This is a genomic window from Hymenobacter ruricola (assembly GCF_015694525.1).
Taxonomy (GTDB): domain Bacteria; phylum Bacteroidota; class Bacteroidia; order Cytophagales; family Hymenobacteraceae; genus Hymenobacter; species Hymenobacter ruricola.
This window is the reverse complement of the sequence record NZ_JADQDM010000007.1, coordinates 23,247-44,945: the sequence shown is the minus strand read 5'-3', so window position 1 is coordinate 44,945 and position 21,699 is coordinate 23,247. Positions and strand designations below refer to the sequence as shown.

Annotated in this window: 18 protein-coding genes and 1 pseudogene; 4 read left to right on the top strand and 15 right to left on the bottom strand. The window is 60.6% G+C overall.

Annotated elements, in window-relative coordinates; all coding sequences use genetic code 11:
* Positions 1-86: 86 nt before the first annotated feature.
* The 4 genes from I2H31_RS14535 to I2H31_RS14520 all read right to left on the bottom strand — a co-directional run bounded on the left by I2H31_RS14535 (position 87) and on the right by I2H31_RS14520 (position 6,409).
* Complete coding sequence (locus I2H31_RS14535; protein WP_196293765.1) at positions 87-815, bottom strand: hypothetical protein; 729 nt, start codon at positions 813-815, stop codon at positions 87-89.
* A 1,064-nt stretch (positions 816-1,879) separates the two neighbouring features.
* Positions 1,880-5,344 (bottom strand): UvrD-helicase domain-containing protein, encoded by a 3,465-nt coding sequence (locus tag I2H31_RS14530; protein WP_196293764.1) that lies wholly within the window; start codon positions 5,342-5,344, stop codon positions 1,880-1,882.
* A 23-nt stretch (positions 5,345-5,367) separates the two neighbouring features.
* A complete protein-coding gene (locus I2H31_RS14525) occupies positions 5,368-5,958 on the bottom strand; it encodes a hypothetical protein (RefSeq protein ID WP_196293763.1) in 591 nt (196 codons plus the stop codon).
* Between the two features lie 43 nt (positions 5,959-6,001).
* Positions 6,002-6,409 (bottom strand): acyl-CoA thioesterase, encoded by a 408-nt coding sequence (locus I2H31_RS14520; RefSeq protein ID WP_196293762.1) that lies wholly within the window; start codon positions 6,407-6,409, stop codon positions 6,002-6,004.
* A gap of 306 nt (positions 6,410-6,715) precedes the next feature.
* Here I2H31_RS14520 and I2H31_RS14515 point away from each other — a divergent pair, with 306 nt between their 5' ends.
* From I2H31_RS14515 to I2H31_RS14505, 3 genes and pseudogenes are all read left to right on the top strand, one after another.
* Positions 6,716-6,910: a cold-shock protein gene (locus I2H31_RS14515; protein ID WP_068239330.1), complete on the top strand. Its 195-nt coding sequence runs from the start codon at positions 6,716-6,718 to the stop codon at positions 6,908-6,910.
* A 210-nt stretch (positions 6,911-7,120) separates the two neighbouring features.
* Positions 7,121-7,839 (top strand): annotated as a pseudogene (locus tag I2H31_RS14510) (IS5 family transposase); the annotation flags it as partial.
* Between the two features lie 298 nt (positions 7,840-8,137).
* The gene (locus tag I2H31_RS14505; protein ID WP_196293761.1) at positions 8,138-10,141 is read left to right on the top strand and encodes a DEAD/DEAH box helicase; all 2,004 of its coding nucleotides are present in this window, start codon (positions 8,138-8,140) and stop codon (positions 10,139-10,141) included.
* A gap of 137 nt (positions 10,142-10,278) precedes the next feature.
* On the opposite strand, the gene I2H31_RS14500 is transcribed toward I2H31_RS14505, so the two are convergent.
* From I2H31_RS14500 to I2H31_RS14490, 3 genes are all read right to left on the bottom strand, one after another.
* Positions 10,279-10,725: a PA2169 family four-helix-bundle protein gene (locus tag I2H31_RS14500; RefSeq protein ID WP_196293760.1), complete on the bottom strand. Its 447-nt coding sequence runs from the start codon at positions 10,723-10,725 to the stop codon at positions 10,279-10,281.
* Between the two features lie 218 nt (positions 10,726-10,943).
* Positions 10,944-12,209 carry a BaiN/RdsA family NAD(P)/FAD-dependent oxidoreductase gene (locus tag I2H31_RS14495; RefSeq protein ID WP_317192230.1) on the bottom strand — a complete coding sequence of 422 codons (1,266 nt, stop codon included), beginning with the start codon at positions 12,207-12,209 and terminating at the stop codon, positions 10,944-10,946.
* A 39-nt stretch (positions 12,210-12,248) separates the two neighbouring features.
* Complete coding sequence (locus I2H31_RS14490) at positions 12,249-13,127, bottom strand: Rossmann-fold NAD(P)-binding domain-containing protein (RefSeq protein WP_196293759.1); 879 nt, start codon at positions 13,125-13,127, stop codon at positions 12,249-12,251.
* A gap of 179 nt (positions 13,128-13,306) precedes the next feature.
* Here I2H31_RS14490 and I2H31_RS14485 point away from each other — a divergent pair, with 179 nt between their 5' ends.
* A complete protein-coding gene (locus I2H31_RS14485; protein WP_196293758.1) occupies positions 13,307-14,179 on the top strand; it encodes an SDR family oxidoreductase in 873 nt (290 codons plus the stop codon).
* A 106-nt stretch (positions 14,180-14,285) separates the two neighbouring features.
* Here the strand turns inward: I2H31_RS14485 and I2H31_RS14480 are convergent, their stop codons facing one another.
* From I2H31_RS14480 to I2H31_RS14445, 8 genes are all read right to left on the bottom strand, one after another.
* Entirely contained in the window at positions 14,286-15,161 is an 876-nt protein-coding gene (locus tag I2H31_RS14480; RefSeq protein WP_196293757.1) for a DUF1571 domain-containing protein, read from the bottom strand.
* 42 nt (positions 15,162-15,203) lie between these two features.
* The gene (locus I2H31_RS14475) at positions 15,204-15,503 is read right to left on the bottom strand and encodes a hypothetical protein (RefSeq protein ID WP_196293756.1); all 300 of its coding nucleotides are present in this window, start codon (positions 15,501-15,503) and stop codon (positions 15,204-15,206) included.
* A 92-nt stretch (positions 15,504-15,595) separates the two neighbouring features.
* The gene (locus I2H31_RS25810; protein ID WP_196293755.1) at positions 15,596-16,123 is read right to left on the bottom strand and encodes a YkvA family protein; all 528 of its coding nucleotides are present in this window, start codon (positions 16,121-16,123) and stop codon (positions 15,596-15,598) included.
* A 91-nt stretch (positions 16,124-16,214) separates the two neighbouring features.
* On the bottom strand, positions 16,215-17,405 hold the full coding sequence (locus tag I2H31_RS14465; RefSeq protein ID WP_196293754.1) for a hypothetical protein: 1,191 nt from the start codon (positions 17,403-17,405) through the stop codon (positions 16,215-16,217).
* Between the two features lie 29 nt (positions 17,406-17,434).
* Entirely contained in the window at positions 17,435-18,259 is an 825-nt protein-coding gene (locus tag I2H31_RS14460; protein ID WP_196293753.1) for a type 1 glutamine amidotransferase, read from the bottom strand.
* Between the two features lie 123 nt (positions 18,260-18,382).
* On the bottom strand, positions 18,383-19,483 hold the full coding sequence (locus I2H31_RS14455) for a carboxylate-amine ligase (protein WP_196293752.1): 1,101 nt from the start codon (positions 19,481-19,483) through the stop codon (positions 18,383-18,385).
* A gap of 95 nt (positions 19,484-19,578) precedes the next feature.
* Positions 19,579-20,796 carry an ATP-grasp domain-containing protein gene (locus I2H31_RS14450; RefSeq protein WP_230687808.1) on the bottom strand — a complete coding sequence of 406 codons (1,218 nt, stop codon included), beginning with the start codon at positions 20,794-20,796 and terminating at the stop codon, positions 19,579-19,581.
* Between the two features lie 69 nt (positions 20,797-20,865).
* The gene (locus tag I2H31_RS14445) at positions 20,866-21,573 is read right to left on the bottom strand and encodes an alpha/beta fold hydrolase (protein ID WP_196293751.1); all 708 of its coding nucleotides are present in this window, start codon (positions 21,571-21,573) and stop codon (positions 20,866-20,868) included.
* Positions 21,574-21,699 lie beyond the last annotated feature (126 nt).

Below are 21,699 nucleotides of genomic sequence, written 5' to 3'. Positions count from 1 at the left end.
GGGGTAGAGACGCGTATTCGCGCCTTGGCGTTGAACGATGACGCCGAACGGCGCGGGGACGCGGACTACAAAGTCCGCGCTACAACCTAATAGCTCTCCTTGCGGAAGCCCCAGGCGCGCAACTCGGCTTCGAACGTGTCGGGGTAGTTGGCCTTCAGGGCGTATACCACGGCTTGCAGCACCTTGCGCAGCTCCTGCTTCGCGGTGTCTTTCTGGCTCACCGACTTGCTGACTTTGCCGGCCAGGCCGTCGGCTTTGCCCAGTAGGTCCGCGTATTCCGCGAAGCGGGTTTGCCAGTAGGCGGTGCCGAATTCGCGGGCGGCGAAGGGCGCGGCGGCCACGGCGGGCAGCAGCAGGTCGCGCAGGGCCTTGAGGCGCTCGTCGCGGTCGCGGCTCAGATTAAAACCGCCGTTTTTATTGGCCAGCAGGCCGAACCCGGGCAGGCGGGCATCGGTGCGGGCCTTGTCGTAGCCGCTGTCTTCGTTGATGTACTTCTTCAGAATGCGCAGGCCCTCGTCAAACTGGTCGTCCAATTCCTGCAGGCGTTGGCTTTGCGGGGTGCGGGCCGTGGCCGCGCTGCGTTTCTCGGTGATGCTGGCAGAAAACTCCAACACCAGCTTGGCGAAATCGGCCTGCGTTTTCCAGCGCAGCGCAAACCAGGTTTCCTTGCCCCAGGCCTCGGCCACGAGCCGCGCTACCTCGGCCAATGGGCCGTCTTTTTTGGGGATGAGCAGTTTGGGGTTCACCACCGCGTCGGCGGCGGGCGTGGGGGTAGGAGCGCCGGCCGTAGCGGGCGTGGTAGCTTGGTCTGCCATGAGGTAAACAAGTAAGAATGAGGGTTGGAAAGCACCGTAGGACTACGGCCCGGCTAAGGTGCGTAAAATTTTGGGAAGGCCTCGTATTTCGACGCCGGGCCGGGGTGCCGCAGCCGTTGGCCGGGCGGAGTCCCCACCGGCTCCGGCCCGGTGCGCCGGAGGCTCCGGGGGCTCCCCGCTGCCCCTGGCACCTCGGTTTCGCGGCCCCGGGGGCTCCCCGCGGCTTCCGTCATCCCGTGCCGACGGCCCCGGGGACTCCGCACTGCTCCCGGCACCCGGTGACCAGGGCAGTGGGGGATTTTCCGAGCCGGGTGGCGCGGCCGGCTATCTTCGCCGCACGCGTAGGTAGTCCCCGGCCAGCGGTTGCCCCTAAAAAGGCGAACCCCCGGCGTTTGCGACACACCGAGGGTTCATGAAGCGGGGTTTATAGGAACCCTTACTTCAGTCCAAATGAAAAGGGAACGCGCGAAAAAGCTACTGCAAGTGCTGGGTAACCCGCTCTTGCTGGAGTTCTTGAAAGGTGTGGCAAAAGGCTTGGGCCTGCTGCTCATCTCGCAACTACTCCGGTAGCTTTGGTAAGGGGTTGGGCCGAGTGCCCGGCCCCTTATTTTTTCGGGTATGGCAAATATACACGCCGGGGCGGCGAAAAGTTGCGGGGGCCACAGTGGGCTTCAGCTAAGCTTTCTCCCGATAAAACTCAAGCCTTCCTCTAGTGTATCAAAAAAGATAGGTTCCCGAGAGGTATTCCCCTCATTTAACACTGTTATGATGGTCTTTATACTTTCATCCAATCCGCAAAAAACAGTATGACTGTCCTTATTCATCGATTTGTCTTGTAGTATGCACAATTCGGCTCCCATACTGTCAACCCATTTCCATTCTTTGCAATTAATTAGAAAGTGACGCACGGTTTTGATAACGTCACTATGATAGAAATCGAAAACTACCCCGATATCCTCAGTGCTGTATCCTTCGCTAATGCTAACAATTGCTAAACCCCCATTGATTTCTATTCGCGTACTCATGATTTATTGATTTAAAGGCAAATTAATTTAGAAAATAACTCACACCTCCACCACTTCCCCCGTCCCGAAATAATAAATAAGGCCCTTCACCTCCGCGTACCCCAGTTGCTCAAACAGCGTGGCGTAATTCCGCAGCAGGCGCCGGTGTTTCTCTTGCGGCGGGGGCAGGCGGAAATCGAGCAGCGTGACCCGGCCGCCGAGGCGGTGGTGTTCTTCCAGGGAGGGTTCGAGCACGATGCGGTCGGGCTTGTAGTCGCGCAGCTTCACGCCGCCCACCAGGATTTCGCGCTCCGTTTCCACGCTCAGGTGCGGGGCGAAGTAGGGGGCCAGGCGCGGGTCGAGCACCAGCCGTTCGAGGCTGTCGACGAGGCGGGGCCGCTCGCGGGCGCTGAGGATGCCCTCGGCCACGAGTTGGCTGGCCACGCGGCCCACGTCGGCGGCCGTGAGCAGGCGGCGCAGGCCGAAGTGCAGCTTGCGGTTCCACTCGCTCAGCTCCTTTTGCTCGTCAAAATCGAAGAGCGTGGTGGCGTGCCGGCGCAGCTTGAGGCGGTCTTCCCAGGGCGCGGCGGCGAGGTTCGTTAGCTCATAATTCTGAGCTCTAGGCTCTACGTTCTGAGCTCTACCCTTAGCCTGGGAGCCTTGGGAGAGGACGAAGGAGATTTGTTCCTCCTGCCACTGGCCCTGGCCCAGGAGGTAGCCGTGCAGCAGGTCGGCCACGGAGCGGGCGGCGGCCGTGGGGGCGGCGGGGTCCAGCTCGTCGGCGGGTTTGGCGGCCTTCTTGTCGTCGGGCTTTTTGCTGATGACGTAGAGGCGGTGGCGCGGCCGGGTGAAGGCCACGTACAGCGTGTTGAGCCCTTCGAGGAAGGTTTTCTCGCGCTCCTCGTCGTATTGGGCCGCCAGCGCCGTCTGCTGAATGCCTTTTTGCAGGCTCACCACGGCCACTTCCGGCATGTTTTCGAGGGGCTTTTCGCCGGCTTCCAGGTGGCCCCAGAGCAGGGTGCCCCGGTGCGGCTCCAGGCTCCAGTCGGCAAAGGGCACGATGACCACGCCGTAGGCCAACCCCTTGGCCTTGTGCACCGTGGTGATGGTGATGGCCGCCCGCCCGCCCGGCGCGTTGATGCTGATGCGCCCCTTGCGCTCCTCCCAATAGGTGAGGAAGTTGCCCAGGTTGTTGCCGAAGCGCAGGCTGTATTCCAGCGTCAAATCGAGGAAGCGGAACAGGTAGTCGCTCTCCCCGTTGCGCCCCAGCAGGCCGAAGAGGTTCAGCAGCCGCTCGGCTAGCTCGTAGAGGCCCAGGTTGCCGGTTTCCTGCTCGCGCACGTCGTAGCCCAGCGCCCGCAGCTCGTCGAAAAACGAGTGGCCGCCGGCCGTGTTGGCCACCTCGGCAATGTGCCGGGCGCGCGCCGGCGTGGGGGCCAGCCCGCGCACTACCTTGTCGACGAGCAGCAGGGCCTCGGCCCGCGCCAGGGTATCGGCCGGCTGGTGCAGCACCCTGAGGATGCTCACCAGCAGGTTCACCACCTCGGCAAATTCCAGCGCCAGCGAGTCGGCCGAGATGATGGCGTAGCCCCGCTCTTTCAGGAACTTGGCAATGATTTTACTGGCGTAGCGGGTGCGGCACAGCACGGCAATGTCTTCCAATGCGTAGCCCTCGGCCAGCGCCTGCTCTATTAATTGAAGCGTGAGGTAGCAGGTGCTTTCGTCGTAGCCCAGCACCGCCTCGGGCAGGTGGCCGGGGAGGGCCTCGGCCGTGTAGGCGCCGGTGGCCGCGTCGTAACGCAGGGCCGGCGCGTCTTTTTGGGTGAAAAGGAGTTCGACGTGGCCGGAAGGAGTTAAGAGTGAAGAGTTAGGAGTTAAGAGTTGTGAATTATCGCCTGTATTAACTCTTAACTCTTCACTCTTAACTCCCCCCGGCACCTGCTGCCCAAAATGCGCATCAAATATCCCCGCCACCAGCCCCAGCGTGGCGTGCCGGTCGCTCACCGCCTTGAAAAACGCGTTGTTGAAATCCACGATTTCGCGGGCCGAGCGGTAGTTCACCTGCAGGGCTTTGGGTTCGAGCACGGGGTCGAGGGTTTCGTAGCGCAGCCGCAGCAGCTCGCGCATCTCGGGTTCGCGGGCCCGCGCCACCAGGGCGGCCGTGTTGTTCTGGTGCAGGCGCAGAATCTGCTCCATCTCGCCCCCCCGCCAGCGGTAGATGGCCTGCTTGGCATCGCCCACGGCCAAGCTGCTGTGCCCGTTGGCCAGCGTGTTTTCCACCAGCGGCAGCAGGTTGTTCCACTGCAGCACCGAGGTGTCCTGAAACTCGTCAATCAAAATGTGCTCGTACCGCTCGCCCAGCCGCTCGTACAAAAACGGCACCGGCTCGGTGAGCACGATGCTGGCAATGCGCCGGTTAAATTCCGAAATCAGCACCACGTTGCGCTCCCGGCTGATTTGCTCCACCACCTTGTTCAGCTCGCTCAGCAGCGAGGCGTGAAACAAGTAGGGCTGCATGGCCGCCAGCAGCACGTAGCTCGACAAATACGCCGCCCGCAGCTGCCCCACGGCCGCCACCACGGCCCGCAGCGGCTCCTTCACCGCGTCGATGCGCTCCCGGTCGGCAGCCGTCTTGATTTTGCCGCTGTACCACTTATCGTCGCTGAGCGTGGCGGTCACGTAGCTGTTCGGCCCGGCCTCCGGGGCCAGCAAGTCCACGCCCTTCTGCACGTAGCCAAAAATGCCGCGCTTGCCCTGGAAAAAGTCGCCCTCCGTGGCGCCCGCCTGCTCCAGCACCGCCAGCGCCGCCTCCCGCGTCTGGGCAAAGGCCGCCTCAATCTCCGCCCGCTTCGCCCGAATCTGCTTATCCAGCCGCCGGAAATCGGCCAGCGTCAGCCGGCCCAGCTGCGTCACCGCCTCCTGCACCGTTTCGTTGAACAGCGCCCGCCCGAAGCCCGCCAGCTCCTCGGGCAGCCGGCTCCAGCTCTTGCCTTCGTCGGCCTGCCCCAGCGCGTATTCCGCCAGCGTCTGGGAGAGCAGCTTGCTGTTCGGGTCGCGGTTCACCTTGTCAAGCAGCGCGGCCACGGCGCTTTGCAACACCGCATCCGTGTCCAGCTCCACCTCAAACGTGGCCGGCAAGCCCAGCTCCCGGGTAAACGCCGTCACAATCCGCTGCACAAACGAGTCAATCGTGCTCACCCCAAAATCGGCGTAGTGGTACAGCACCAGTCGAAACGTCTCCGCCGCCCGCCGCCGCACTTCCGTGTCCGGCAGGTGCAACTCGGCTGCGATTTCGGCCAGCAGCCCGTCGGTCTTCCCGCTTTCCGGGTACGCAAACCGCCGCAACGCCCCCACAATGCGCTCCTTCATTTCCCCCGCCGCGTCGTTGGTAAACGTAATGGCCAGCACGCGCTTGAAATACGCCGGGTCGTCGGCGCCCAGCGCCAGCAGCAGGTATTCTTTCGTTAATTGGTACGTCTTGCCCGAGCCGGCGGAGGAGGAGTAGATGCGGAAGGAGGGAGGCATTGAGTAGAATTTATAAGCAAGAATCAGTTAAGAATACCATCAACTTTATCTGCTTGTGCCATTACTTTCTTCATTTGGCGTTTAGCAATTTTTTCCTCTTTATCATAGCTTGGAAGTTTTGCTAAGATGGATTCAAATACTTTTTGGGATTTATTGTCGAGCACAACATTCTCTTTCTGAAGCCGCAGCTTCAAATTAAGCCCCATAAAATAGCCAACTGTATGCACCCAACCTATACATCCATATAGATGGTAGAATGCAGTTTCATCTTTGTAATTTGTCTGCAGCACTTGCAAAGCCCTTTCCCAATCCTTGTTATCCAGTAAGAAATTAAAGACATAAATTCTTACTGCCGCTGACGGATGGTTCGCTAAAGACATCATTTCTTGCAGAGACGATATTCTTCGCAGTGAGTCAAAACGGATATACTGTTGTGGTGTGAAAGCTATTCTTGATACATATTGACCTTTAACCGTTCCATCCTTTGCTATTTGGCTAACTAAGGTGTCTTGGGTAGCAGTAAGGGGGTATGCCTCGCTTGACTTCTGGCCAGTCGCTTCAGTAATACTGATGCAGCCGACAAGAATTAATAGGAGAAGTATTCTATTAGTCATTGTGCTGTGCTTTTTTATTGGTATTAAAAATAATTCAGTGGTATCAAGGCTTCAGCCACTCCACCATCTCCGCCGTCACGCGCACGGGCCGGCCGCTCTTGGGGTCGAGCAGCACCCAAGTGGTTTCGGCCTCGCACAGCAGCACGCCATCGGCGGCGCGGGTGAGGCGGGTGTAGCGCAGCGACGTGGCCCCACTGGTTTCGCCCACCCAGGTGGTGGCCCGCAGCGTCTCACCCGCGAAGGCCGATTGCAGGTAGCGGATGCGGTGCTCGCGCACCACCCAAATGTACCGGTCCTGCGCCTCAGCCGGGCAGATGGTTTGCCAGTGCGCCCCGGCCACGTCCTGCACCCAGCGCACGTATTCCACGTTGTTGGCGTGCCCCAGCGCATCAATGGCGCCGGCCGGCACTTGAAATTCGTGCGAAAAAGCGTGGGCGGGCGCGTGGGGCATACTGAATAGAGAGGAGGGGGGCGCACAAAGGTCGGCAGCCATCCGAAAGAACGTCATACCACTAGAACGTCATGCCGAGCGCAGCGAAGCATCTTTACTGCAGTAGTGACTCAATCGATTGGATTGCGTTGCGCGGTAAAGATGCTTCGCTGCGCTCGGCATGACGTTCCACTTAGGCTCAGACGTCGTCATTCAAAAAAATACCTATCGACTTGGTCAATTGGAAATTCTGCTTATCTTTGACGCAACCTAAGAAACCAAGCCACGGTGGCCCAAACGCTTAGGGAAACTCCACAACCAACCACCATGCCCACCGGAACGGTAAAATTCTTTAATGACACCAAAGGTTTTGGTTTCATCAAAAACGACGAAACTGGCGAAGACATCTTCGTTCACATCAGCGACCTCCAGGTTAGCTCGATTCGCGAAAACGACAAAGTTCAATACGAAGTAGCCCAAGGCAAAAAAGGCCCGAACGCAGTAAAAGTATCGTTGGTTTAGTCCAACCGCAGCTTTGCAACTCTAAGAAAGCCCGCCTTTGGTGGGCTTTTTTTTGTGGTTGGTGGAAGGTTTGTCAAAGCTTCTTTGAACGTCATGTCGAGCGCAGTCGAGACATCTCGCGTGCCATTACTAATCCAATCACTTGAGTTAGAGCGTGTGGACAGTAAGCAGTAGTTTTGGCCCATGCGCCGCCACGAATTAAGTGAACCTGAATGGAAAGCCGTCGAACCCCACACGTTGGGCCGGCTGAGTCGAGGGCGCGACAACCGCTTGTTTGTCAACGCGGTGCTCTACCGCGTTCGAACCGGCATTTCCTGGCGCGACTTGCCCGAGCGGTTCGGCCCGTGGAACACGGTGGCCCGGCGCTTTCGGCGCTGGGCACAAGCCGGGGTGTGGGAGGCCTTGTTTCAGGCCGTGCAAGAGCCCGACTACGCCTGGGTGCTGGTCGATTCGACCACGGCAAAGGCCCACAAAGCGGCGGCCGGGCAAAAAAAAGCACGCCGGGCGCCGAAAGCTTAGGCCGCAGCCGGGGCGGCTTTTCCACCAAACTGCACGCCGTGGTCGACGCGTTGGGCAACGGCTTGCACCTGGTGCTCACGCCGGGCCACTGGGCCGATTGCACCCAGTTGCCGGGGTTGTTGGCGGCCTTGCGCCACGCGCCCGGGGCCGTCGTGGCCGACAAAGCCTACGACACCAACGCGGTGCTCGCGGCCATTGCCGGCCGTCACGCCGAGCCCGTTATTCCGCCCAAATCCAGCCGCAACGAGCGCCGCGCCTACGACCAAAACCTCTACGCCGACCGCAACAAAGCCGAACGCTTCTTTGGGCGGCTCAAGGAAGCCAGGGGCTTGGCCACGCGCTACGACAAGACGGCCGTATCCTTCTTGGCTGCGGCGCACCTTCTCGCCGCACTTGATTGGCTACGCTAACTGTCCACACACTCTAGTACTGCACGCGAGATGTCTCGGCTGCGCTCGACATGACGTTCTTGCTTACCACGTTCTTTTTGCCTCATCCTAGCTTTCCCGAAATAAAATCCGTACCTTTGCACCCGCATTTGAGGACGGCCCTAAGTCCGCGCTAGCCCAATAGAGGCATAAGGCATTGGCCGCATAGTTTTTTGGTTGTTTTTCCCGCCTGATTGTGACAAGGTAGAAGGAGGGGAAACGTCGCTGAGTACGGCTGTTTTCGGAGCGAGTCTCTTACCCCCTTACCAATTCCACATTCATGGAAGCTGAAAAAATTGTAGTTCGCTTTGACGAGCTAAACCTTTCCGAAGAAGTACAACGCGCCATCACCGAGATGGGCTACGAGGAAGCCTCGGCCATTCAGGCCGCTGCTATTCCCGTGCTGCTTGCCGGCAAAGACGTTATCGGCCAGGCCCAGACGGGCACTGGCAAAACCGCCGCCTTCTCCATTCCCGCCATCGACAACATCGATACCGAGAGCAAAGACGTGCAGGTATTGGTGCTCTGCCCCACCCGCGAACTCGCGGTGCAGGTGTCGGGCGAAATCCAGAAGCTGGGCAAGTATAAGCGCGGCCTGATGGTGGTGCCCATCTACGGCGGTAGCCCTTACGACCGTCAGCTGCGCGCCCTGGAGCGCGGCGTGCAGATTGTGATTGGCACGCCCGGCCGGGTGATGGACCACATCGAGCGCGGCACCCTGCGCCTCGATAAAACTACGAAAATCATCCTCGATGAAGCCGACGAAATGCTCGACATGGGCTTCCGCGACGACATTGAGTTCATCCTGACCAAGATGCCTGAGGACCGCCAGACGGTGTTCTTCTCGGCCACGATGAGCAAGCCCATCATGGAGCTCACCAAAAAATATCAGCGCGAGCCGCAGATTGTGAAGGTGAACCACCAGACCATGACGGTGACCAACATCGAGCAGAGCTACTACGAGGTGCGCGGCCCTCAGAAAAAGGACGTGCTGACCCGTTTGCTCGACATGTACAACCTGAAGTCGACTATCGTTTTCGCCAACACCAAGCGCATGGTGGACGAAATCGTGGCCGACCTGCAAGCCAAAGGCTATTTTGCTGAAGGCCTGCACGGCGACATGGGCCAGCAGCAGCGCCAGAACACGCTGGACAAGTTCCGCAAGTCGACGCTGGAAGTGCTGGTGGCCACCGACGTAGCCGCCCGCGGCATCGACGTGGACAACGTGGAGGCCGTGGTGAACTACGACCTGCCCGCCGACGAGGAGTACTACGTGCACCGCATTGGCCGCACGGGCCGAGCCGGCAAGTCGGGTAAGGCGTTCACGTTTGTGAGCGGCCGCGACATTTATAAGCTGCGCGACATCATGCGCTTCACCAAGGCGCAGATTAAACTGGAGCAGGTGCCGTCGTTTGCCGACGTGTCGGAGGTGAAAACCACGCTGTTCCTGAACCAAATTAAGGAAATCATCGAGAAGGGCAACCTCGACAAGTACGTGGGCCGCGTGCAGCGCCTGCTCGACCAGGGCGACGAAATCACCTCGCTCGACATCGCCGCCGCGCTGCTGAAGATGACGATGAAGGAGGACAAGAGCGCCCAGCAGAGCCTCGACGCCAGCAAGGCGGCCGGCTCGGCCCGCCCCGGCTACACGCGCTTGTTCGTGACCATGGGTAAAAAGGACCGGATTCATCCCCGCGACATTGTGGACTTAATTTCGGAGTCGACCAACCTGACCGGTGCCAAAGTGGGCGACATCGCCCTCTACGATAAGTTCAGCTTCGTGGAAGTGCCGTCGGAATTTGCCGATGAGATTGTGAGCAAGCTGGGCCGCACCAGCATCCAGGGCTCGCCGGTGAGCTTCAGCATTGCCACGCCGGTGCAGGAGGGCGAGGCCAAGCAGGAAGGCTTCAGCCGCAGCGGCGGTGGCCCGGGCGGCTTCGGCGGCGACCGGGAGCGTCGTCCCTTCAGCGGCGGCGAGCGGCGCGAGGGCGGCTATAAAGGTGGCAACCGCGGTGGCAGCAGCTACGGCGGGGGCGAGCGCCGCGAAGGCGGCTACGGCGGGGGCTACAAAGGCAACCGCGACGGCGGCAGCGGCTATGGCAACCGTCCCAGCTACGGCAACCGTGAAGGCGGCAGCGGCTACGGCAACAAGCCCAGCTACGGCAACAAAGGCGGCTACGGCGACAAGCCCAGCTATGGCAACAAGCCTAGCTACGGCACCCCGCGCGAGTACGAAACGCCCCGCACGCCCCGCGCCCCGCGCAACGAGAGCTTCGACGAATAGCCGATTACCGGTTGGTTAACTGGGCTATCCAGATTAGGTGACGATTTTACGTGTGTTAATTTAGAAGAAGGTTAGAAGACAAAAAAGCCGCCCATTGGGCGGCTTTTTTGTTGCCTTAACAAGTCAGAAAGAAGAACTTACTTCGAAGAATCACGCAGACCTTTGATGGTATTGTGCGCTTCTTGGACGCCCTGGTACTGCTTTTCAATCACCGATTTGAGGGCGGAAGGCAGGTCCTGAGCTTTCAGGGCAGTTTGATATGCTTTCACGGCGTAGTCTTCGCCGCGCTCGCACTCGTTGAGGACGGCTTTGTTGTCTTTGCTGGTGAGGGCCGATTTCAGGTCAATCCAGGCGCGGTGCACGGTGCCGGTTACCGAGGCGCTTTCGTCGGGCTTGAGGTCCAGCTTGAACATCTGGTCCTCGATTTCGGTGATGTAGCTGGCGCGCTGGGCGGCGTATTTCTTGAACGTGTCTTTCAGGCTGCTGTCCTCCACGTCGGTCATGGCGTCGGCGTAGCCTTTCTGGCCATCTTTGAGGGTTTCAACCAATTCGTTGAGGAGGGCGGTGGTGGCTTTGGCTTCCATTGGGGAAAGAGAAATGTAAGTTGGAAAGTATGTTCTCTTTACTGCCTGAGTTGTGGGAAGGTTACAGACGTCGGCGGCTGGACTATGAACGGAGCCGGAGAACAGAAGAACGTCATGCTGAGCGCAGCCGAAGCATCTCTACCGCGCAACTATTCCTCGCAATTGGTAGAGCTACAGCGGTAGAGATGCTTCGACTGCGCGCAGCATGACGTTCTGTTTTATTCCAGATTCCTAAGCGCCATGGCCTGGCCCGCCAGAAAGCCGGTGGTCCAGGCTGCCTGGAAGTTGAAGCCGCCGGTGATGCCATCGATATCAAGCACTTCGCCGGCAAAGTACAGGCCCGGCACGCGCCGGCTTTGCATGGTTTTGAGGTCCACTTCGCTTAGCACGACGCCGCCGCAGGTCACAAACTCTTCTTTGTAGGTCGTTTTGCCGCGCACCGCCAGGGGCGAGCGCAGCAGCAGTTCCAACAAGCGGTTTTGGGCTTTGGCGGGCAGGTCGCTCCACCGGGTCTCGGGGCCGATGCCGGCTTGTTCGGTCAGGTTGCGCCACAGGCGTTGGGGCAGGCCAAACTGGGGGTTGGAGGCCACCGTTTTCTTGCCGTTCTCCTGCCGAAACTGTTGCAGCCAGGGCCGCAAAGTTTCCTCGGTATGGGCCGGAATCCAGTTGATGAGCGCCGTTCCCACGTAGCCTAACTCGCTGAGCCGGCGGGCGCCCCAGGCCGAAAGTTTCAGCACGGCCGGCCCACTCACGCCCCAGTGAGTCACCAGCAATGGGCCTTCGTATTGCAGCTTTTCGCCGGCCAGCACCACGCGGGCGTAGGGTACGCTCACGCCCATCAGCTCACTCAGCGGCGACTCCGGCACGTTGAAGGTGAAAAGGGAAGGCACGGGCTCAGCAATGGCGTGGCCCAGGGCGCGCAGCCACTCATAGTTGGCACTTTTGGGGTTGCCACCGGTGGCAATGAGCACGCTCTGAGCTAGCAAAGGGCCATGCAACGGAGCATTGGCACCGCTTAGTTTTAAGCTAAAGCCACCGCGTTCCTCGGCTTGAATTTCGTCAACGCTGGCATTGGTGAGGATGCGCACGCCCGCCTGCCGAGCGGCGTCTTCCAGGGCGCGGGCAATAGTTTCGCTGGAATCGGTGGTGGGAAACATGCGGCCGTCGGCCTCGGTCTTCAGCGTCACGCCACGCCGGGCAAACCACGCAATGGTATCGGCCACGCCAAACTGCTGGAAGGCATTTTTCAGCTGCTTGCTGCCGCGTGGGTAGTGGGCCACCAACTGGGCGGGGCTTTCGCAGGCATGGGTCACGTTGCAGCGCCCGCCGCCCGACACGCGCACTTTGCTGAGCAGCTTGCCCGTTTTTTCCAGCAGCAACACTTGCAAATCGGGGTTGGCTTCGGCGCAGGCAATGGCACCAAAGAAGCCAGCCGCCCCGCCGCCAATCACGGCCACCAGGGGTTTGGACGCGTCAATATTCACGGCGCAAAGGTACGGCCGGCGTCTTTGCCAGGCCCTCAGTTAGCAGTGCTCCAATGCAGCCAGCACATCGTCGTGCTGGAATTTATACGGCAGCACCGAGCGCACCAGGCTGCTGTCGATGGTTTTGCCGCTGGTGCCGGTTTCGTCCTTGAACGTGGGCGGCTCCAATTTAAGGTAGCGGGCAGCGGCCGGATAAAAGTCGCGCCGCAGCGGGTGCTGCACCGCGCACACGTTGAACGTGTGTCCCCAGGCCCCGTGCTTGATGATGGCCGACAACACGCCCACGGCATCGGTCAGGTGCACGAGGTTGACGGGGGCGTTGCCCTGGCCCAGGTCGCGGCGCCCGGCCAGGAAGCGCCCGGGTGCCCGGTCGGGCCCGATGAGGCCGCCCAGGCGCACCACGGTGCTTTTCCATTGCCCGTAGCGCGGCACGAAGTGGCCCTCGGCCCGCAGCACGTCCGACGCCGCATCGCGGGTGCTTAGGGCGTCGGTTTCGTGCATCACGCGCGGCTCGTCGGGATACACGCTGGTCGAGCTCACGAACAGCACGTGGCGCGTGCCGGCCGCGGCCACCGCCCGGTGCACGGGGCGCAGCAGCGTGGGATAAGCGCCGGCCGCCGCTGCGCGCGGCGGCACGTTCAGCACCAGCACGTCGGCGGATTGGAGCAGGCGCAGCAGAAGCGCTTCGGCTGGGGCGCCAAAATCGGACCCCAGGCGCAACAGATGCGGCTCGATGCCAGCCTGCTGCATGATGGCGATGCTCTCGGGCGTGGTGGTGGTGCCCAGCACCTGGTGGCCGTCGGCGGCCAGAGAGCGGGCCAGAGCCAGGCCCAGCCACCCACAGCCCATCACCAATACTTTGGGGAGTTCCGCTCCCGATGTCGTGCTCGCGGAGCCCCCGGAAATGGAACTTGTCATCTTGTCCTCAACCACTAATTCGGCTTACAAAGCACGAAGGTCAGCAAAAAATGCCGAAATACTATATTCGGCAACCGAAATGAGCCGCTTCCGTCCCGCCATGTGGCCCGTCGAGCCAGCTTCTAGTACCTTCGGGCGGCGGCCGGAGCCGCGCTTCGCACCCACATTGTTACCTCCGCATGAACACTCCCTACACCCAGCCCATGCTGCGCGACAACGCGCTGGCCGGCAAAACCATCATCGTGACCGGCGGCGGCACCGGCCTGGGCCGGGCCATGACCACCTATTTCCTGCAGCTGGGGGCCAACGTCACCATCAGCAGCCGCAAGCTCGACGTGCTGGAAAAAACCGCCGAAGAGCTGCGCCAGCAAACCGGCGGCAAGGTGCTGGCCATTGCCTGCGACGTGCGCAAGTACGACGAGGTAGAAGCCATGCTGGAACGCACCGTTCAGGAGTTTGGCGGGGTAGATGTGCTGCTCAACAACGCGGCCGGTAACTTCATCAGCCCCACGGAACGCCTGTCGCACAAGGCTTTTGATGTGATTGTGGACATCGTGCTGCGCGGCACCTACAACTGCACGCTGGCCGTGGGCAAGCGCTGGATTGCCGACAAAAAGCCCGGCACCATCCTCAACATTGTCACCACCTACGCCTCGGTGGGTTCGGCGTTCGTGGTGCCGTCGGCGGCGGCCAAGGCGGGCGTGCTGGCCATCACCCGCTCGCTGGCCGTGGAGTGGGCCAAGTATGGCATCCGCTCCAACGCCATTGCGCCCGGCCCGTTCCCGACGGAGGGCGCCTGGAGCCGCTTGTTTCCCGAGCCGCTGGCCAGCAAGCTCGACCCGGCCGCCAGCGTACCGCTCAAGCGCGTGGGCCAATATCAGGAGCTGGCCAACCTGGCGGCGTACCTGGTGTCGGATTTTTCGGCTTACGTCAATGGCGAAGTCGTCACCATCGATGGCGGCGAGTGGCTGAACGGCGCCGGCGAGTTCAACAAGCTGGAAATGCTGACCCCGGACATGTGGGAACAAATCGAAAAAACGATGCGGAGATAACTCCTCCTGTCATCCTGAGCGCAGCGAAGGACCTTCTCTCGGCGGAACGTTTTCCGTTCATGCGTGAGAAGGTCCTTCGCTGTGCTCAGGATGACGGGGCTGTACGCTACAGCTTGTAGTCCTTATAGTCCTTGGTAAACTCCTCCAGGGGAATGGGCTGGTTGGGCACGACGTCCAGGAACTCGAATTTTTCAAACAGGCCTTTGTCGTCGTTCACCTGCACCATGGTGGGCAGGTAGGTTTTGGGGTCCACGCACAGCACCGTGCGCCGGCCGTAGGCGTTGGGCACCTGCAGCACTTTTCCTTCGGGGATTTTTTCGCCGATGGTCAGGCCGTTGCGCTCCACCACGCGGTAGGTGCCGCAGCCAAACCGCTCGGCCACGGTTTCAATGGTTTCGTTTTTGCCGGCTTTGTAGGTCACGTAGCGGAATTGCGGGAAATCGGAGCGCAGCACGTGGCTGGTGCGGCCCTGAACGGTGGTGTCGCCGGCGTAGCGAAACGACTTGCTGTAGGCATTGTCCTGGCGCAGGCCGGTGGTGCGCAGCAGGTCCGCAATGGTGCCAAAACCGGCTTGCAAAGCCGTGTGGTGTTGGTTGCTGCGCATCAGCTTGCCGTTGGGGTCCAGGCTGAGCGTGACGTAGGGAAAGCTGGCCGGGTACACCCAGGCATCGCCGTCGTTTTGGCCCTGCAGCCAGAGCACTTCCACGCCTTTCTGGTTTTTAATGTAGATGCGCAACGGCTTATACGTCAGCTTCATGATGCTGCGCGCCTGGTTGATGTTGCCGCCAATGCGCTCCTGTGCCTTCACCGTGCAGCGCAAATACTTCAGGCCCTCGATGGCCGCGCTCATCCGGCTCGTAAGCTGCTCGGTGGTAATGGCCGGGGGAGGGGGCGGGCTTATGAACGCCGCCGTGATGGCCGTCAGCGCCGCGCCGGCACCAGCCAGCCGGAGAGAGGAGAAGCCAGATACTAAAGTGCCCATAATGAATAAACGAGGCCCCGAACGTGCGGGGCCGCTCCGTAATTAATTTAAGCTGATGTGAGGAAAGCGCGAGGCGGTGCTGTCGAAGATGAACAGCTCGTCAATTTCCACGCCCTGCAAAAAATGGTAAAGCGGAAACTGCTCGACCACCGCCTGCACGGCCGCGGCGTCGTCCCCGTTCATGGTCACCCAGCCGCGGCTGCGGTCGCTGCTGATGGCGTACACTTCCACAATTTTTTCGCTCAGCAGGTGGTTGATGAAAGCCCGGTGGCTCGGTATCAGGGAAATAAATTCCTCATCGAAGGTTTCCGGCAAACGAATGGAAACGACGAACGTGGGCATAGAAAACGGTTAGGCTAAAAGGCCGGTGTGGCAACGCCGGCCAGGGCCGGAAAGTTAAGCATGCAAACGAAGAAGCCGGGCGCCATTCGGCGTTACGAGTGCCCCAACTCGGCCACGCTGGGCAGGGCGGCATCGCCCCGGGCGGGCCGAGCGGCTGCATCGGGGCCCGAAAACGAGCCTTCGATGCCAAGCGCACGTCCGCGGCCGGTTTCTTCCCACTCGCGAAACCTGGTGATTTCCACCTGGAATTTGCCTACAAACCAGCTCACCAGACTCAGGTCGTCGAGAAAGCCCAATACCGGGATAAAATCGGGCACCAGGTCGATGGGCGACAGCACGTAGAGCAGCACCGCCAGCCCCGAGACGATGGTGCTGCTGGAAATCTCGCGGTAATCGCCGCTGATGTAGCTACGCACCAGCCGCACCAGCGTGCGGGCTACCTCAAAAAGCTGGCGGAACTTATTGTCCTTGCTTTCTTTGTCGGCGAGCTTGTCGGCGGCTTCGTTGAGCACCGTAACCACCTTGAACGGGCGGCCGAGCAGCTTGGTGGCGCGGCCGATAAACACGTTGAACAGCGCGTTCTTGGAGAGCTTGAGGCCTTTTTCGGAGAGGGAAGACATGAATGGCGGGGACAAGTGGTGAGGTTGCGCTTTACGCGCAAGCTTTGCCGGGCGTTGTTCGGCCCCCTTTCAAATGGCGTGCCCGGTTGGGCTAGCGCTCGAAAAGCGGCGTGGTGCCGCCCACCCAGTCTTTGTCTTTGTTGAAGTCGACCCCAATCATTTCGCCCCGGCTCAGCCGGCTCAGGCCCGTTAATAATTGCGGCCGGGCTTCGCCCTTGGGCCAGATGTAGAGCAGGCGAATCTCGCATTTCACCAGGCCGTCGGGCGACTGCACCACGGGCTCGTAACTCACTTTGCGCTGCAATAAATAATGCTGCTTGTCCGGCAATGCGTCCAGCTCCGCGGCCGTGACGTGCAGCCGCACGCCGGCGCCGGCAAAGGAAAACAGCGGCTTCAGCACGTAATTTTCCAGGTCGCTCGGGTACTGCGCCAGCTCGTGCAGGAAATAGCTGGGCGGCACAAACGGTCCCTGCAACAGCGGCAGCGTGAACTTGCTGATGCGGAAAAACCAGTTGGGGTGGCCCACCCACGTCACGTCAACGTCATCAGTGAGCTGAAATTCGGTGTTTAATTCCGGGTAGCGGGCCAACTCATCAAATATGATGCGGTTATAAATGCGCCTTATTGGAATTTCGCGGCCATCCTTTTGGTAGAACAATTGACGGCCGCGCTTCCGGATGTCGGTGATGCAAACGGCTTCAATGCCCCAGAGCTTTTTGCTTAGCGCAAAGTCGACGCGCGTTTTTTGCTTTTCCGGAAATAGCTCCAGCAGAATGACGTTTTCGGCGGGTTCGCCGGCCAGAATAAAGGCCCGCATCCGTTCCTGATAAGAATCAAAATCTGGAACGCCCAGAAACGGCGTCACCGAATCAGGGACTGGGAAATGCCGGGCAAACACGCCGGGCAGCCAGGACTGAAACGCATACAGCGAAGGAAACCCTTGCATCTCAATGAGCTGCGGTTCCAGCTCGCCGTGGGCATCGCGGCACACGGCAAAGTCGAACGTCAGAAACTCGGGCCGCGCATCTTCGTTGGGCACGCGCTGGTGGGGCGGAATCGAGGCCTCGGTTAGCTGCTTGAAATTTGGCTGCTCGATGACCCGGATGATGCTTTCGCCGGCTGCAATCAACTTGTCGCGCAGCACCGCCGGCACAAAAACCGGCGTTTCGGCCACCCGAAAATCGAGTTGGCCGGGCAGCTGCTGGTCGATGTCGGCCAGCATTTCCTGGTAGCGGGCGGGGGTGAAGGCGGCGTTGAACGCGCGGCGGGGTTCCGGAATCATGGGCAGGGCGGCGTGGAGCAGGCAGTGGGTTAAGCAGTGGCGAACTGGCCCAGCTCGGCCAGTGCCCGGCGCAGGAAAGTAGGCACGACCACCGATTCGGTGTGCTCGATGGTGGTGGGGTCGGCCAGCAGGCGCACCATTTCGTGGTATTTAGTTTCGCCGTAGGCCGTGATGACCTGCTGCTTGCGCTCATCCGTGAGCATGTAGCGGAGCATGCCTTCGCCGTCGGCCTCGGGGTGAAACTGCGTGCCGATGACCTCGGGCGTGAAGCGAATGGCCATCACGGCGCGCTCCAGGGGCACGTGGGGGCGCTCTTTCTCCAGGCACAGCACCTGCGCGCCGTAGGCATTCAGGCGGTCCAGGTCGAGGTTGGTGAGCTGGAAATCGCGCGAGTCCACAATGTAGAACGGCTCGGGGAGGCCCTGCAACACTGGCTCGGCCAAGCCGGCGGGGGTGAGGTGCACCGGCAGCACCCCAAACGAAGTGGACTTGCGTCGGCTCACGGTGCCCAGGCCCAGGTGCCGGCTCACCAACTGAAACGAGTGGCAAATGAGCAGCAGGTGCTTCTTGTTGTCCTGGGTCTGGTTGTGGGCCAGCAGCGCATCAATGAAATCGAAGTATTGCCGCTCCCAGGGCTCGTCGGACGGGAGCGGGCTGCCGGGCCCGCCGCTGGAAATGTAGATGTCGTAGTCCAGCCCGGGCACCACGTTTTCGGCCCGCACATTGAAGGTGTCAACGTCGAAAGCCGCGCCGTTTTCGGCCGCGCTGCGGGCCAGCAGCTGCCGAATGCAGCGCATGCCTTCGTTGCGCGCGTTGTCGTACATGTCCAGAATGGCGATGCGAATAGCCTCCATAAGTATCAAATAAAGCGGGATAAACGGGGGAGGTCAGCAAAGCGAAAAGCCTGGCGTTGAACCCCGTGAAAAAAGAAGCAACGCCAACCGGGCGGCTGGCGTTGCAACGGCAAAGATACTGGTTTAGTAAAGCCCGTGGGTAGTTTCGGCTAAGATGTAGTCCACCACTTTGCTCAGGTCGCCGGTTTCGCGAAACACCTGGAGCTGGCGGTCGGCGCCGGTGCCCATTTTCATCATCTTCAATACGTATTCTACTTCGTGGCGGCTGCCGAGGTCGTCCACCACGTCGTCGATAAAATCGAGCAGTTCCAGGATGAGCTTGCGGGTGGGCACTTCTTCCTGCTTGCCGAAGTCAATCATTTGCCCATCAATGCCGTAGCGGGCGGCGCGCCATTTGTTTTCCTTGATGAGGGCGCTGCGGTAGATGCGGAAATTGAGGTTCTGGGCCTTGAGCTTGTAGATTTTGGCCACCAGCGCCTGCATGATGGCGGCCACGGCAATGGTTTCGTCGGCGCGCATCATCATGTCGCAGATGCGGTACTCGATGGTGTCGAAAAACGGGTGGAGGCGAATATCCCACCAGATTTTCTTGCCGTTGTCGATGCAGCCGGTTTTGATGAGCTGCTCGATGAACTCGTCGTAGTCGCTGGCGCTGTGGAAGAAGCCCGGGATGCCCGTGCGCGGAAACCGCTCGAATACCTTAGTGCGGAACGACTTGTAGCCCGTTTCGCGGCCCTCCCAAAACGGCGAGTTGGTGCTGAGCGCGAACAAGTGCGGCAGGAAATACCGCAGCGTGTTCATCATGTATACGCCGATTTCGCGGTTTTCGATGCCCACGTGCACGTGCATGCCAAAAACCAGGTTGGAGCGGGCGGCTTCCTGCAGCTCCTCCACGATTTTGTCGTAGCGGGCGTCGGGCGTGATGGGCTGCTCCTGCCAGCGCGAAAACGGGTGCGTGCCGGCGGCGCCAATCTTTAGCCCCTGCTTGTCGGCCAGCTCAATCACCTGGCGGCGCAGGTGCAGGACTTCGGTGCGGGCCTCGTCAATGTTGTGGCAGATGTTGGTGCCAACTTCCACCACGGCCTGGTGCATTTCGGCCTTCACCTGCTCCTGCAGGATGACTTTGCCGCCCTCCACAATCTGCGAAAGGTGGGAGCGGAGCTCCCGGGTTTCGGGGTCAATGGTCTGAAATTCTTCCTCGATGCCGAGGGTAAACGTGGGCATGGCCATGAAGGAGCGAAAGAAAAATAGAGGAAGGAAACCGCAGGGTCCGGCGCCCCGATGGCGCGCCGGACCGGGTTTAATGGCTTAAACGCCCGTTATGCTTTCTTAGGCGCGGGTTTCTTGGCGGCGGGGGCGGCTTTGGCCGCGGCCGGTTTCTTGGCCGGCGCCGCGGCTTTCTTGGCCGACTGCTCGCTGGACGACACTTCACCGGTGGGCGGCTCGGGCTTGGGGGCGCTGGCCGATTTTTTGGGCGCCGCCTTTTTGGCCGTAGCGGAGGGGGCGCCGGTGGCGCCCAGGTCGTTGGTTTCGCGCACGGCCTGGCCCATCTGCACGTTGGAGCCGATGGTAGGCGAGCCCTTGGGGGCGGCGCGCACGGAGTCCTGCACGAAGGTGCCCCAGGTCAGGTTGGTGCGGCCGGCCCGGCTGGCCTGGGCCCGCTCGATGGCCAGCAGCGCGGCGTGCTCCACCACCCATTCAAAGTTCTCGGCGCCCACGGAATTGACGTCGGCGTCGGGGGCGGGGTTGCCGAAGTCGATGGCGATGGGCACGCCGCCGCGCACGGCAAATTCCACCGTGTTGAAGTCGTAGCCCAGGCCCTGGCACAGGCGCAGGGTGTAGTCCTTGATGGTGTCAAGCAGCTTTTGGCCGGCCTCGCCCTCCGTTTTCATCGTGGTCTGGTACCGTTCGTGGGGGGCGTTGCGGGGCTCGTAGGGCATGATGAGCACGTGCTTGCCGCCCAGGCAGTAGCAGCGGAAGTAGTCCTCGAACTCGATGGCTTCTTGGTAGAGCATCACCAACTGGCCGGTTTCGTCGTAGGCGCGCCAGGCTTGCTCGGGGTTGTCTACCTTATACACACTCTTCCAGCCGCCGCCGGCGTGGGGCTTCATAAACGCCGGGAAGCCGATGTGCGCGAAGGCCTTATCCCAGTCGAACAAGGCCAGGTTGCGGAACGATTGCTCGGTGGTGTCGTCGGGGCGGTGCTTGCTGGGGAGCAGCAGCGTTTTGGGCACCGGCACGCCCAACTGCACGGCCAGCGCGTTGTTGAAGAACTTCTCGTCGGCGCTCCACCAGAAGGCGTTGTTAATCACGGCCGTGCCGGTGAGGGCGGCGTTTTTGAGGTAGGCGCGGTAGAAGGGCACGTCCTGCGAAATGCGGTCGATGATGACGTCGTAGCCGCAGGGCACGGCCTGCTCTACTTGCTCAATCTTCACGAACTCCGCGGTGATGCCGTCCACGGCTTTCTGATTCACGCGGTCCACAAAGGCCTGCGGGAAGGTGTTTTCTTGTCCGAAAAGGATGCCGATTTTTTTCATGGCGGGGTGATTGGTTGCCGTTAGGCGGGTGTGAAAGTTTGTTGGTGAGGAGAAGAAAAAGGGAGATGCTTAACCAATAGTGCTCAGGTACTGCGGAAACATTTCGCGCCACACGGGCCAGTCGTGGTTGCCAAAGGGCTTCACGTCCAGCGTGTAATGGATGCCTTTCTCGCTGAGAATGCGCGCCATCTCAAAGGTGGAATCCTTGCAGAAGTCGTGCTCGGCAGTGCCCAAGATGATGTTCATCCACTGAAAATGCTCGCTCTGGGCGCCGGGCATGAACTCGGGCGGGTTGTTGAAATACACGTTGTCGTCGTGGTAGCCGTTCACGAACTGGCGAATATCGAACGCCGCGCCCATCGTGAAGAGGTGGGCCACCTGGTTGGGGTGGCGAAAGGCAAAATTGAGTGCGTGGAAGCCGCCGAAGCTGCACCCGGCCACCCCAATCTTGTCCACGTTGCATTCCTGCTGGAGCATGGGCACCAGTTCCTCGCTCAGAAACTGGTCGTAAAACACGTGGTTCTGCACCCGGATGCGCGGCTCCAAGTGCTTGGCGTACCAGGAGTGCTGGTCGATGCTGTCGATGCAGAAGATTTTGACCCGGCCGGCTTCAATCAGCGGGCGGGCCGCCTCGATGAGCTTAAAGTCGCGCGCTTCGTTGTCGTGGCCTCCCGAAGTAGGAAAAACGACCACCGGGTAGCCCCAGGTGCCGAAAACCAGCATGTCGATGTCTTGGCCGAGGTGGTGCGAGTAAAAGCGGCGGTGTTGTTCCTGCACGGCGGGTGGCGTAAAAGGGTGGGGTGGAAGGCGAAAGTTTTTAAGCTGTACGGCAAACTAGTCATAAATAATTGCCCTGCCATATTTGATTGGATTTTTCAACTTTCCAACTCAACTCCGGCGGGC